Annotated in this window: 12 protein-coding genes, 1 tRNA gene and 2 pseudogenes; 9 read left to right on the forward strand and 6 right to left on the reverse strand. The window is 47.5% G+C overall.

Features of this window, described 5'->3' with window-relative positions; genetic code table 11:
- Positions 1-271 precede the first annotated feature (271 nt).
- Positions 272-1291 carry a 2-dehydropantoate 2-reductase gene (locus tag QUE60_RS00965; RefSeq protein ID WP_286226905.1) on the forward strand — a complete coding sequence of 340 codons (1020 nt, stop codon included), beginning with the start codon at positions 272-274 and terminating at the stop codon, positions 1289-1291.
- Here QUE60_RS00965 and QUE60_RS00970 read toward each other — a convergent pair whose 3' ends face one another.
- On the reverse strand, positions 1292-2059 hold the full coding sequence (locus QUE60_RS00970) for a fumarylacetoacetate hydrolase family protein (protein WP_286226906.1): 768 nt from the start codon (positions 2057-2059) through the stop codon (positions 1292-1294).
- A gap of 65 nt (positions 2060-2124) precedes the next feature.
- Here QUE60_RS00970 and QUE60_RS00975 point away from each other — a divergent pair, with 65 nt between their 5' ends.
- On the forward strand, positions 2125-3051 hold the full coding sequence (locus QUE60_RS00975; protein ID WP_286226907.1) for a glycine/sarcosine/betaine reductase selenoprotein B family protein: 927 nt from the start codon (positions 2125-2127) through the stop codon (positions 3049-3051).
- Here the strand turns inward: QUE60_RS00975 and QUE60_RS00980 are convergent.
- Both QUE60_RS00980 and QUE60_RS00985 read right to left on the reverse strand, forming a co-directional pair.
- Positions 3052-3128 (reverse strand) — tRNA-Pro (locus QUE60_RS00980).
- 11 nt (positions 3129-3139) lie between these two features.
- Positions 3140-4144, reverse strand: coding sequence for a polyprenyl synthetase family protein (locus tag QUE60_RS00985; protein WP_286226908.1), 1005 nt, complete (start codon positions 4142-4144; stop codon positions 3140-3142).
- A 126-nt stretch (positions 4145-4270) separates the two neighbouring features.
- Between QUE60_RS00985 and rplU the strand changes: the two genes are divergently transcribed.
- From rplU to proB, 4 genes and pseudogenes are all read left to right on the forward strand, one after another.
- On the forward strand, positions 4271-4582 hold the full coding sequence (rplU, locus tag QUE60_RS00990; RefSeq protein ID WP_286223887.1) for a 50S ribosomal protein L21: 312 nt from the start codon (positions 4271-4273) through the stop codon (positions 4580-4582).
- Positions 4583-4596: 14 nt separating this feature from the next.
- Positions 4597-4866: a 50S ribosomal protein L27 gene (gene rpmA / locus QUE60_RS00995; protein WP_286223888.1), complete on the forward strand. Its 270-nt coding sequence runs from the start codon at positions 4597-4599 to the stop codon at positions 4864-4866.
- Positions 4867-4923: 57 nt separating this feature from the next.
- Positions 4924-5991, forward strand: a complete 1068-nt coding sequence (cgtA, locus tag QUE60_RS01000) for an Obg family GTPase CgtA (protein WP_286223889.1) — start codon at positions 4924-4926, stop codon at positions 5989-5991.
- Between the two features lie 5 nt (positions 5992-5996).
- Positions 5997-6773, forward strand: a pseudogene (gene proB / locus QUE60_RS01005) (glutamate 5-kinase); the annotation flags it as partial.
- Positions 6774-6785: 12 nt separating this feature from the next.
- On the opposite strand, the gene QUE60_RS01010 reads toward proB, so the two are convergent.
- Both QUE60_RS01010 and QUE60_RS01015 read right to left on the reverse strand, forming a co-directional pair.
- Positions 6786-7349: a CNP1-like family protein gene (locus QUE60_RS01010; protein ID WP_286223890.1), complete on the reverse strand. Its 564-nt coding sequence runs from the start codon at positions 7347-7349 to the stop codon at positions 6786-6788.
- Positions 7350-7366: 17 nt separating this feature from the next.
- Positions 7367-7891, reverse strand: a pseudogene (locus QUE60_RS01015) (RNA pyrophosphohydrolase); the annotation flags it as partial.
- Between the two features lie 63 nt (positions 7892-7954).
- Here QUE60_RS01015 and QUE60_RS01020 point away from each other — a divergent pair.
- Positions 7955-9697, forward strand: coding sequence for a proline--tRNA ligase (locus QUE60_RS01020; RefSeq protein ID WP_286226909.1), 1743 nt, complete (start codon positions 7955-7957; stop codon positions 9695-9697).
- 3 nt (positions 9698-9700) lie between these two features.
- Here QUE60_RS01020 and ffh read toward each other — a convergent pair whose 3' ends face one another.
- On the reverse strand, positions 9701-11083 hold the full coding sequence (gene ffh, locus QUE60_RS01025; RefSeq protein ID WP_286226910.1) for a signal recognition particle protein: 1383 nt from the start codon (positions 11081-11083) through the stop codon (positions 9701-9703).
- Positions 11084-11103: 20 nt separating this feature from the next.
- Here ffh and QUE60_RS01030 point away from each other — a divergent pair, with 20 nt between their 5' ends.
- Both QUE60_RS01030 and ampD read left to right on the forward strand, forming a co-directional pair.
- Entirely contained in the window at positions 11104-11949 is an 846-nt protein-coding gene (locus QUE60_RS01030; RefSeq protein ID WP_286225536.1) for a cytochrome C assembly family protein, read from the forward strand.
- Between the two features lie 2 nt (positions 11950-11951).
- On the forward strand, positions 11952-12749 hold the full coding sequence (gene ampD / locus QUE60_RS01035) for a 1,6-anhydro-N-acetylmuramyl-L-alanine amidase AmpD (RefSeq protein WP_286225537.1): 798 nt from the start codon (positions 11952-11954) through the stop codon (positions 12747-12749).
- Positions 12750-12832: the final 83 nt, after the last annotated feature.

A 12832-nucleotide genomic window follows, 5' to 3' on the forward strand; every position in this document is an offset into this window, starting at 1 on the left:
TATCTCGCCTTCCTGAATCAGGAAAATACGGCCTAAGGTATTGAAACCTATCAAGATCTGCGCTTATTTAAAGATCAAATTTGATTGGCGATTCATTAAAAGTACCAGTGGCGTCTAAGTCTTATAAAAGAGTTGATCTTTTTTGAGGATGGTCGCTACAAAGTGAGTGGTATTTTTGGATAAATTTGGCAAGAGGAACATTAAAGGAAATCCTAATAGCCCTAAAAAATATCGTACTATTACCAATCATCATATTTAAATTGGAGTGTTCATGAAAATCTGTGTCATTGGTGGTGGCGGCGCAATTGGCGGCTATTTAGCGGTTATGTTGGCAAATTCTGGTAACGACGTAACGGTGATGGCGCGTGGCGCTACATTGCGAGCGATTGAAGAACGAGGACTTGCCTTAATTACCGATGAGCATCCTGAACCCATCATTGCGAAGGTAAAGGCTGTTGAAAATCTACGCGGTTTACCAAAACAGGATGTCATTATTTTGGCAGTGAAAGCCCATCAAGTGGAACCTGTCATTGATGATCTAGTATCGGTTCTAGGGCCCGACACTATATTAATTCCAATGCAAAACGGAATTCCATGGTGGTATTTTCAGAAACTCAGTAGCAAGTACAAGGATCATCCCGTCGATACCGTTGATCCAGGCGGTGTTGTCATGCGGGCGATTAATCCCGACAATATTATTGGTTGCGTTGTATATCCTGCGACTATTACACAAGGTCCTGGTGTTATTCGACATGTCGAGGGTGTGCGTTTCCCGCTCGGCGAGTTGGATGGCAAGTCCACGGAACGTATTCAGAAAATTTCAGATGTGATGGGGGCTGCAGGGTTTAAATCACCCATCTTGGATGATATTCGTGCTGAAATTTGGTTAAAGCTTTGGGGTAACCTCACATTCAATCCAATTAGCGCTTTAACTCACGGTACTTTGGAAGGCATTTGCCGCTTCCCTCTGACGAAAGAGCTAGCGCGCAATATGATGGCCGAAGCGCAAGCGATTGCTGAAAAGCTTGGCGTTACTTTCCGTGTCGATATTGAGCGACGTATCGCTGGTGCTGAAAAAGTCGGCAAACACAAAACTTCGATGTTGCAAGATTTGGAGGCTGGTCGTTCATTGGAAATCGACGCTTTGTTGGGCTCTGTAATTGAGTTAGGTGAGATTACAGGAACCCCGACACCCTGCTTGAATACCGTTTATGCTCTGACGAAGTATCTAGATCAAAACGTGCAGGATGCCAAGGGAAATCTTATATTACCAGTAGCCGCTGGATATTAATTATTCAAAGCGATTATCAAGGCGCCCAACGCCATCGATCACGATACTGACCTGACTGCCTGGCTTCATGGAGCCGACGCCTACGGAGGTTCCACAGGCAATCACGTCGCCTGGCATGAGGGTCATGTCTTGTGAAATAAGGCTGACTAATTGAGCGGGCGTAAAAACGATATCGCTCATTGGATAGTTCTGACGTTCTTGATCGTTAAGGATTGTTTTAATCGATAAGCCCATGGGATCCACATCGGTTGTGATGGTCGGTCCAAATACGCCAAAAGTATCAAAGCTCTTTGAACGGCTCCATTGAGCGTAACCAGGGTTGCGATTCAAAATCTCGATGGCGGTGACATCATTGACACAGGTATAGCCAAAAATAAATTGAGCGGCATCGGCAACGCTCACCCCATGGCATTTTGTCCCAATCACAATCCCAAGTTCACCTTCATAAATAACCTTTCCTGCATAGGATTTCGGCACTTGGATGGTTTGTCCCGCCGCTAGAAAGGAATTACTTGCTTTTAAGAAATACAAAGGCTCATCTGGAACGGTGTGCTCAAGCTTGGTGACCAAGGCATGAAAGTTATCCACTAGGGCAATAAATTTACTTGGAACGCAGGGTATCTCAAGTGTCACATCCGCAACCTTGAGGAATTCACCAGTTGCTTTGGGGTTAGCAAATAAATCGCCGACATAAACAGCAATTTGATCGCCTTGTAACTGTCCAAATCCAACATTGCCTTGATGCGTGTAGCGTAACCACTGTGCCATAGTACCGTTCTCCTTTGTATATGATTACCATGATCTTATCAATTACCACCGAGTCACTCTAAAAAATGCCAGAACTGTCTTTTGCCCCCGAGTTCGACAGCGCAATTCCATATATTCAACGTACACGCTCATACTATCTGGCACTTGGTTATGACAATCCCTATGTTTGGGCGCATTACAGCAATGTGCCATTTACCCCCTTAAAAAAGTCATTAAAAGCCTCGACATTGGCTTTAATTACAACCGCAGTTCCGTATGATCCTTCAAAGGGAGATCAGGGGCCTGGTGCTCCATACAACGCACAGGCAAAGTTTTATGAGCCCTATGCAATGCCAAGCACAGTCAACCCTGATTTACGGATTGCGCATGTGGGTATAGATCGAAAGCATGCGAATTTATCCGAGATGGCCTGCTGGTTTCCGTTGAATGCCGCTAGACAAGCAGTGGCTGAGCAACGAATTGGAAACTTAGCAGATCGATTCTATGGCCTGCCAACTAACCGAAGTCAACGTCACACTTTAGAAAGCGATGCGCCCCGCATTCTGCAAATGTGCCAAGTCGATGGAGTGGACGTCGCTATCTTGGTTCCTAATTGCCCCATTTGTCATCAAAGTATTTCATTGTTAGCACGCTTTCTTGAGGAGGCAGGCATTCCAACGATCATTATTGGAGCTGCTAAAGATATTGTGGAGTTCTGTGGTGTCCCGCGCTTCGTGTTTAATGATTTTCCCTTGGGCAATGCAGTAGCAAGACCTCAAGACCCACAATCACAGCACATTATTTTTAATTTAGTCCTCGATGTGCTTGAGGTTGCTCCAGGACCGCGAACCACTGTGCAAAGTGCCTTGCGCTGGAGTGAGGATCCTCGTTGGAAATTAGACTACATGAATATCGAGCGTTTAACAAAGCAGGAAATTGAATCTTTGCGCTCTGAGGCCGAAGCAGCAAGGCTAGCGGCAAAAGAGATTCGGCAAAAGACAACTGGGCGATAGTGGTCGGAATGAGAGGATTCGAACCTCCGACCCCCTCGTCCCGAACGAGGTGCGCTACCAGACTGCGCTACATTCCGTATTGACTATTTTATCCCTGACGAATTAGCGAGTACTCGCATAAAGCGCGCAAGGATTCGCTGGCTGCATTTTGTGGGAAATCCTTAATCGTATTGAGGGCTAAATCAACCTCGCGCCTCGCCGCGTCTTGGGTGTACTCTAAGGCGCCAGAGCAGTAGATGCCTTGCAGGATTTGATCAAACACATCATCTGGTAGCTCCTCGTTTTGTGAGATTGCTTCCCGAGCCAGTAGTTGTTGATCGGTGCTACCTTTTTCCATGAGATAAATCAGTGGGAGGGTTGGTTTACCTTCACGTAAATCATCGCCCACATTCTTACCCATTTCATTGGGATCTGCGGTGTAGTCCAGTAGATCATCCATCAGCTGGAAGGCGGTGCCAATATGGCGCCCAAATGCGGCTGCGAGTTCGCGCTCGATATCGCTTGCTTGTGCAATTAGAGCGCCGAGTTCAGCCGATGCCTCAAATAATTTTGCGGTCTTATAACGAATCACCTGAAGATAGCTAGACTCATCGACCTCAGGGTCATTCATATTGAGAAGCTGTAAGACTTCACCTTCGGCAATTGTGTTGGTAGCGTCCGAGAGAATTTGCATCACTCGAATGTCATTGGGGGCGACCATCATTTGGAAAGCTCGCGAGTATAGGAAATCACCCACCAGCACACTCGCAGCATTTCCGAAGGCGGCGTTAGCGGTTTGTTTACCGCGGCGCATGGTGGATTCATCCACAACGTCATCGTGGAGCAGGGTGGCGGTATGAATAAATTCAACCACCGCGGCTAGCTCCAAAGCATGGGGAATTTCCTTGCCGTTGGCTAGAGCTTTAGCCATTAATAAGAGAAGAGCGGGGCGGACCCGCTTTCCCCCCGATTGAATGATGTAAGACGAGATTTGATCAATTAGAACCACTTCCGAGGCAAGTCGACGGCGAATGACCTCGTCCAAAGCCTGTAAATCAGGGCTGATGGGGGCCAAAATTTGCCCTAAGTGATTGTTTTTGACAGTATTATTCATCCAAGATATAATACTTGGCTCAGCTCAAAGTGGCAGATTTTCTGTAAGTCACCGACTTTTAAAGGAATCATGCTTCGAATTAAGTTGATTTGTAATTATTTGCAGTATTTTTTGAGAGGTTTAACCATGTACGCGGTCATAAAAACCGGTGGCAAACAGTATAAAGTTGCTGCTGGCGAAAAATTGAAAATAGAACAGATACCAGCGGACATCGGCAGCGACATTACTCTTGACCAAGTTCTCGCCGTAGGCGAGGGCTCATCGCTCAAAGTTGGCGATCCCTTGGTTAATGGTGCCGCTGTGATGGCTACTGTAGTCTCCCAGGGACGTCACGATAAAGTGAAAATCTTTAAGATGCGTCGTCGTAAGCATTATCAAAAACATCAGGGCCATCGTCAGAATTACACAGAGATTCTGATTAAGTCGATTAAGGCCTGAGTTAGGAGAGAAAGATGGCACAGAAAAAAGGCGGCGGCTCAACACGCAACGGTCGTGACTCAGAATCAAAACGCTTAGGCGTGAAAGTCTATGGCGGTCAAGCAATCAATGCTGGCGGAATTATTATTCGTCAGCGTGGCACCAAAGTTCATCCCGGCGTCAATGTTGGAATGGGCAAAGACCACACCTTATTTGCTTTGATTGATGGACAAGTAGAGTTTGGAGTTAAAGGCGCAATGAAGAAAGCGCAAGTTTCAGTATTGCCTCGTTCATCAGCGGCCTGACTGAGATTTAATTAATCAACAGAAACAGGCCTCGCAGATTGCGAGGCCTTTTTATTTATGAAATTCATAGACGAAGCCAAAATTGAAGTGATTGCTGGTAATGGTGGTGCCGGCAGCGCCTCAATGCGCCGCGAGAAATTCATCGAGTTTGGTGGCCCAGATGGTGGCGATGGCGGTCGCGGGGGCAGTGTTTATGCGATTGCGGATCGTAACATCAATACCTTAATTGATTACCGGTATTCCAAAACGCATACGGCTAAAAATGGTGAGCCTGGGCGTGGATCGGATTGCTATGGCCGTGCTGGTGACGATATTGAGTTACGAATGCCAGTTGGAACCATTATTTCGGATTCAGAAACCAACGAAGTAGTTGCTGACTTGACTAAGCATGGGGAGCGAATTTGCCTTGCCCAAGGAGGTGTTGGTGGCTGGGGCAATATTCACTTTAAAAGTAGTACCAACCGTGCCCCACGTCAGAAGACTAATGGCAAACCAGGTGAGCGCCGCAAATTAAAGTTGGAATTAAAAGTGTTGGCCGATGTGGGTTTATTGGGGATGCCCAATGCTGGTAAATCTACTTTGATTACCGCTGTATCTAATGCGCGCCCCAAGATTGCAGATTACCCGTTCACCACTTTACATCCTAATTTGGGAGTGGTGCGGGTTGGTAATGAACGCAGCTTTGTGATTGCGGATATTCCAGGACTCATCGAGGGTGCTGCTGAGGGCGCTGGTCTTGGTCACCGATTCTTAAGGCATCTACAGCGCACCGGTGTGCTCCTGCACCTGGTTGATATCGCCCCCTTTGATGAGAATGTCGACGTGGTCGCTGATGCCAAGGCGATTGTTAATGAGCTGCGCAAATACGATGAAGCCTTATATCAAAAGCCACGTTGGCTTGTATTGAATAAGGTCGATATGCTGCAGCCTGAGGATCGAGAGCAAACCATCGCAGATTTTTTAAAACGTTTTGAATGGCAGGGTCCCGTATTTGAGGTCTCTGCCCTTACTGGCGAAGGTTGTGATCGCCTTTGTTATGCGATTCAAGATTATTTGGACGGACTTCGCAAAGATCGCGACCTAGAGGAAGAGCGTGCTGAAGACCCCCGTTTTTTAGACGAGTAATAACGATGAAAAAAACGATTTCAGAAGCAAAACGAATTGTTGTGAAGGTTGGATCTACCTTGGTGACCAATAATGGCGAAGGGCTAGATCGAACTGCGATTGCTACTTGGGCTGAGCAAGTATCTAATTTACTCAAGCAGGGCTGCCAGGTGTTGATGGTGAGTTCAGGTGCCATCGCCGAGGGCATGCAGCGCTTATCCTGGGCTGTCCGCCCTCAAGAAATTCATCAGCTGCAAGCAGCTGCCGCAGTTGGGCAAATGGGTTTGGTGCAAGTTTACGAATCATGCTTTGCAAAATTTGGCGTACATACTGCACAGGTTCTATTAACGAATGCTGACTTGGCTAATGCGCAGCGTCATGCAAATGCAAAGGCAACCTTGCAAACACTACTGTCTTTAGGTGTTGTGCCGATCATTAATGAGAACGATACGGTAGTTACCGATGAAATTAAATTTGGTGATAACGATAGTTTGGCGGCACTCGTCGTTAATTTGGTACACGCCGACGCCCTAGTCATTTTGACGGATCAGGGTGGGCTATACACCGCCGATCCTCGTAAAGATGCCACTGCCACGATGGTTGATTTTGCAATCGCAGGCGACCCTTCATTAGAGCGGATGGCTGGAGGTGCTGGTAGTGATTTGGGTAAAGGCGGAATGCTTACAAAAGTGTTGGCAGCCAAAACAGCGGTAGAAACCGGGGCGAGTACGGTGATTGCCTCTGGCCGTGAGCCAAATGTATTAGTACGCCTGTATCAGGGCGAGTCGATTGGAACCTTGCTGAGTAAGGCCTAATTAGCGCAGAGTCGGTAGCTCTGCTTCGGATCCGACGGGAGCAGTGATCCCCAAAAAGTTATTGGGGTCGAGAGACTTCACAACCTTGGCGTAACTTTTTTCTTGGGTCGCTAGATTGCAAAAAGCACCCTGAGCCAAAGCTGCCTGATAGCGATTTGGAACATTGTCCTTAATGGCTAACCAGCTACCTAAAGGATTGGCACGCCATTGCTGATTGGCTTCAAGAGTGCCATATAACCGCCACTGAAACGTATCGCACCGTATTCCTTCAAAGTAAGCATTTTGACCACCACTGGGATTGGTAATCACCACAATGTAGCGGGTAACGCCGTCGTTTCCAATCTTGATGGATTCGGTATCAACGGCAAACTTGAAAATAGTGGTTTGCGATACTGAGAAAGGTATCAAATATTTTTTATTAGGCGGATTTAAGGGCATGGGTGTTTCCCCTTCCTTAAATACTGTTGGTGCAAACGGATCAGTCCCGTCGGCCAAGGGATCCGAAAAACAGGCACTCAGTACCGTAACTGATGATGCAAGCAAGAGAAACTGAAGTTTATTCATGAAGGGTGCGAGGCGTGTAATGGTGCCCCCCAGACTAATTGTTGCATTTGGTTGGTGGTGACAATAAACCGGGCGAGTTCAGAGAGTGCAAGTTGATAGACCTCGCGCTTGAAATCAATCACAGTGTCGAGCTCAATCCAATATGGATGCCAGCGCCAGGCATCAAACTCAGGATGCCCTGTGGCTCGTAGTTGAATCTCATGGTCTTGGCCTAGCATTCGCAGTAAGAACCAAATTTGTTTTTGACCCTTATAAGCGACACGCTGATGACGGTGATTCATTTGGCGGCGTAAGAACTCCTCGGGCACATCGTAGCGAATCCAATCACGGGTGCGCCCAATGATCTCGACATGGTGAGGAAAAAGACCCACCTCTTCATGGAGTTCGCGATACATTGCTTCTTCTGGACTTTCTCCGTGCGCAATTCCTCCTTGTGGAAATTGCCAAGAATGTTGTCCAATTCGTTTACCCCAAAATACTTCGTTGCGAGCATTGAGAAGCACAATGCCAACATTAGGTCGATAGCCTTCACGGTCAAGCATAATCGTACCTTTTAGTCCCTAATCTTTAATCCTTTAAAATCAACGATTTGATTATAGTCACTCATGAAAGCTTCACAAACCTTTCTTGCAACCCTAAAAGAGGCTCCAGCAGATGCGGAGATTGTGTCTCACCAACTGATGGTGCGCGCTGGGCTAATCCGTAAATTAAGTGCTGGAATTTATAACTATCTCCCTCTCGGGCTCAAGGTAATTCGGAAGGTCGAGAACATTATTCGGGAAGAAATGAATCGCGCCGGAGCCATCGAGCTTCTGATGCCGATCGTTCAACCTGCTGAGTTATGGCAAGAGACGGGTCGTTGGGAAAAAATGGGTCCCGAGTTGTTGCGCATTCAAGATCGCCATGAGCGCGATTATCTGATTCAGCCAACCTCCGAAGAGGTGATCACTGATCTTGCGCGCTCGGAGATTAGGAGCTACAAGCAGTTGCCCGTTAACTTTTATCAAATCCAGACGAAGTTTCGTGATGAGCGTCGCCCCCGTTTTGGGATCATGCGGGGTCGTGAGTTCAGCATGAAGGATGCTTATTCATTTGATCGTGATCAGGCAGGCTTGAAAAAGTCTTACGCGCTCATGTTTGATGCCTACGTCCGAATCTTTCAACGCATGGGTTTACAGTTTCGAGCCGTCGCTGCTGATAATGGTGCGATCGGAGGGTCGGGCAGCCAAGAATTTCATGTGATTGCCGATACAGGCGAAGATGCGATTGTTTATTGCCCTAATTCAGATTACGCTGCCAATTTAGAAGCTGCTGAATCGGTTGCTCTTATCGCACACCGATCCGCTCCAAAAGAAAGTATGCAAAAAGTGGCAACGCCAGATCAAAAGCGTTGCGAAGATGTTGCGCAGTTTCTCAAGATCGATCTGTCTAATACTATTAAATCCTTAGTGTTGGCAGTTGATCAGGACGCTGGACCCGCCAAATTATTCATAGTGTTGCTCAGGGGTGATCATGAGCTCAATGAAATCAAGGTTAATAAGGTCCCTGGTTTAAGTGCCTTCCGGTTTGCCACCGATGCTGAAATCCTGGCGGCATGCGGTTCTCCAGTGGGTTACTTAGGTCCGGTTGGTCTGCCAGCTTCAGTTCAAGTGATTGCTGATCGCACTGTGGCAAATATGAGCGACTTTGTCTGTGGTGCCAATGCCGAAGGCTATCACTTGACTGGTGTCAATTGGGGGCGCGACGTTCCTGAGCCTTTGGTAGCCGATGTGCGTAATGCAGTGGCCGGAGATCCTTCGCCAGATGGAAAAGGAACTCTTGAGATTTGTCGTGGCATTGAAGTGGGCCATGTCTTTCAATTGGGTACCCGATATTCCGAAGCGATGAAGTGCACCTATCTTGATGAAAATGGTAAAGCTCAGCCAATGGTGATGGGCTGTTACGGAATAGGCGTAACCCGTTTATTAGGCGCTGCGATTGAGCAGGGTCACGACGAGCGTGGAATTGTTTGGCCGATTTCCATGGCCCCATTTGAGGTTGTGATTTGTCCTGTGGGCTACGATAAATCCGATGCAGTGCGTGAATCTGCTAATCATCTTCATCAAGAGCTTCTTGCTGCTGGCGTGGATGTTGTTTTAGATGATCGCGGTGAACGTCCAGGTGCGATGTTTGCAGACTGGGAGTTGATTGGTGTGCCTTATCGTGTCGTGATTGGCGAGCGCGGCCTGAAAGAGGGTCAAGTGGAGTTTCAGGGGCGACGTGAAAGTGCCGCTCAATTAATACCGTTCCAGTCGATTGCGCAAACGATTATTGCTGCGATCAATACCGCAAAAAATAATTTGATTTAAGCTCTATTTTTTGAACAGCCCGCCGAGTCCTTTGGCGGCGCCACGGGCAGCAAGCGAGCTCATCATCTTGGCCATCTTGCCGCCTTTCATTTGCTTCATCATGCCTTGCATTTGTTCAAATTGCGCCAAGAGTCGATTGACCTCTTGAACTTGAACTCCTGCGCCGGCGGCAATGCGACGCTTACGACTCGCCTTGAGTAGCTCCGGTTTGGCACGTTCTTGCGGGGTCATGCTATCAATGATCCCTTGCATATGCTTCATTTGCTTATCAGCCATTCCTAAGTTCGCTTTACTAGCCTGTTGCGCAATTTGGCTGGGTAGTTTATCGAGCAGATTGGCCATGCCCCCCATGTTTTGCATTTGCTTAATTTGCTCTCGGAAGTCACTAAGATCAAAACCACCTTTTTGTATTTTGTTAGCAATCTTTTGGGCTTGCGCAACATCAACAGTTTGCTGGGCTTGCTCGACCAAGGCCAAGATATCGCCCATACCAAGGATGCGGTTGGTCATGCGCTGCGCATCAAAGGCCTCCAGCCCATCCATTTTTTCTGCAACGCCGATAAATTTGATGGGCACGCCGGTAATATGACGAACCGATAGCGCTGCACCCCCGCGGGAATCACCATCCAGTTTGGTCAGAATGACGCCGCTCAGGGGTAATGCCTCATGAAAAGATCGCGCGGTATTAACAGCGTCTTGACCAAGCATGGCATCGACCACAAAAAGAGTTTCAATCGGTTTGAGACTCGCATGCAAAGACTTAATCTCTTGCATCATTTGTTCGTCAATTCCTAAACGACCTGCCGTGTCAACAATTAAAACATCGTGATAATGGCGTTTAGCCCAATCGAGCGCCGCATTGGCAATCTCAATGGGCTTTTGGTCAGGTGAGCTTGGAAAGAAATCCGCTCCAACTTGAGCGCTAACCGTTTTTAACTGCTCGATCGCGGCCGGACGATACACGTCGCACGAAACAGTCAAAACCTTTTTCTTTAACTTTTCTTGCAAGAACTTAGCAAGTTTGGCTGCCGAGGTTGTTTTACCAGCACCTTGCAAACCAGCCATCAAGATGACCGCAGGAGGTTGGGTGGCTAGATTTAATTTCCCAGACTCTTCTTCAGTCCCACCCATGATGAGAGCTAGCTCGCGTTGCACAACCCCCACCAAGGCTTGACCAGGGGTGAGACTGCCCACCACATCCTCACCAAGTGCCTTGAACTTGATTTGCTCCATGAGACTCTTTACCACCGGCAGGGCAACGTCAGCCTCTAGTAAGGCGAGACGAATCTCGCGCAGCATGTCGGCCGTATTGTTTTCTGTCAGGCGAGCTTGACCCCGCATGGTTTTAACCACACGACTTAGGCGGTCGGTCAGATTCTCAAGCATTTATCGATTAGACTTTCGAAATGACTATTTTAGGTTACTCAGGATTTGGCTGGTTGCCATCCTTACTTTATCTCTTGCTGATTATTGTTTTGGGTTATCGCGACCAAAGGCGCCCTGAGACCCCATTTTTTATTGGCTTGGTCCAAATTTTGATTCTGATCGTGTTGATCATTCACGGAATCCTGTTGTACGAGTCGATTTTTAATGGTGAGCGCTTTGTATTTGGCTTTGCGCAAGATCTCTCCCTGATGGCTTGGGTGGGACTCAGTTTTTACTGGATTCAGAGCTTTTTCTTGCCCATTTCCAGCTTGCGGCTGATGACCATCAGCATGGCGATGTTTTGTGCGATCCTGCCCGATCTCTTTCCAGGGTCGGTCATTTCTCAGCGTGCCGTCGCTGATCCTTGGTTTAAGGCGCACTTTATCGTTGCAACCTTTGCGGTAGGATTTTTTAGCCTATCAGCGATGCTTGCGGTATTAATGAACTTACAAGATCGGGCTTTGCGCAAGGGTATGGCCAATGGTATGGGCGGTGCGCCGACCTGGATTGAAAGTCTGCCGCCATTATTGACGATGGAGAGTTTCTTGTTCCGTTTGCTCTACGTCGGTTATGCGCTATTAAGTATGACCGTCTTCTCTGGTTTATTTTTCTCACAAGAGCTGTTTGGTAAACCACTAGTCTTTGACCATAAAACGGTATTTGCACTCTTATCGTGGCTCTTGTTTAGCGGTTTAGTGGTTGCGCGCCTACGGGTTGGTTTACGAGGTCCAACAGCAGTGCGCTGGGTTTTAGGTGGATTTGTGGCCCTGTTGTTGACCTATGTAGGCACTCGCTTTGTTGCCGAAGTGATTTTGCAGAGAACTTAATTTTGCTGAAATGGATTTTGCTTGGCTTGGGCTTGGCCTTTGCCTATTGGTGGTTGGTGCTTAAGAAAAAGCACGATCAAGAAAAGGCTTTGGAGCCGAGGTCAGCACCGCCCTCTCAGTTAAAGCCCAAGCGTATGGTTTCTTGTTCGTATTGCGACCTTCACTTGCCTGAAGATGATGCGATTGCATGGGATGGGCGCTATTACTGTTGCGCCGATCATCGCGATAGCTTAAGTCAAAAGGGTTGGTGGGGTAGGGCGCAGTGGCGAGCTTCTCCTAACTTTGATGAACGACCCGCTTCAATTAAACCGGATTTGGTGGTCATTCATCATATTAGTTTGCCCCCCGGTCAATTTGGTCGTGATCGCATTATTGATTTTTTTCAAAACAAGTTAGATGCGCGCACCCATCCTTATTTTGAGCAAATTGCGCATCAGAAGGTTTCAAGCCATTTCTTGATTGATCGTGATGGACAGGTCATTCAGCTGGTATCGGTTCATAAACGGGCTTGGCATGCAGGCGCGTCTCAATTTTTTGAGCGGGAGCGTTGCAACGACTTTTCTATTGGTATTGAGTTAATAGGGGATGGCGAATCAGCCTTTACCAATGAACAATACACAGCCCTTGCCCAGCTGATTGACTTCTTAGCAAAGAATTTTTCCAACTTGCAGTTTGCGGGACATAGCGATATTGCGCCCGACCGCAAGACCGACCCAGGCAAATCATTTGATTGGGTGCGAATACAACGATTGGCAAACCTAAGTAAGGAACAATTGCCCTTCGGGGTTGAAGTCCGCTAGCTATTTCTCCATCAGGTAAGCGGTCGCTTACATCGCTTTTTTGAAGATTTCATTTCTATCAAAAATAGGGAAATTACTAATAA

This window comes from Polynucleobacter sp. HIN11, from assembly GCF_030297675.1.
Lineage (GTDB): Bacteria > Pseudomonadota > Gammaproteobacteria > Burkholderiales > Burkholderiaceae > Polynucleobacter.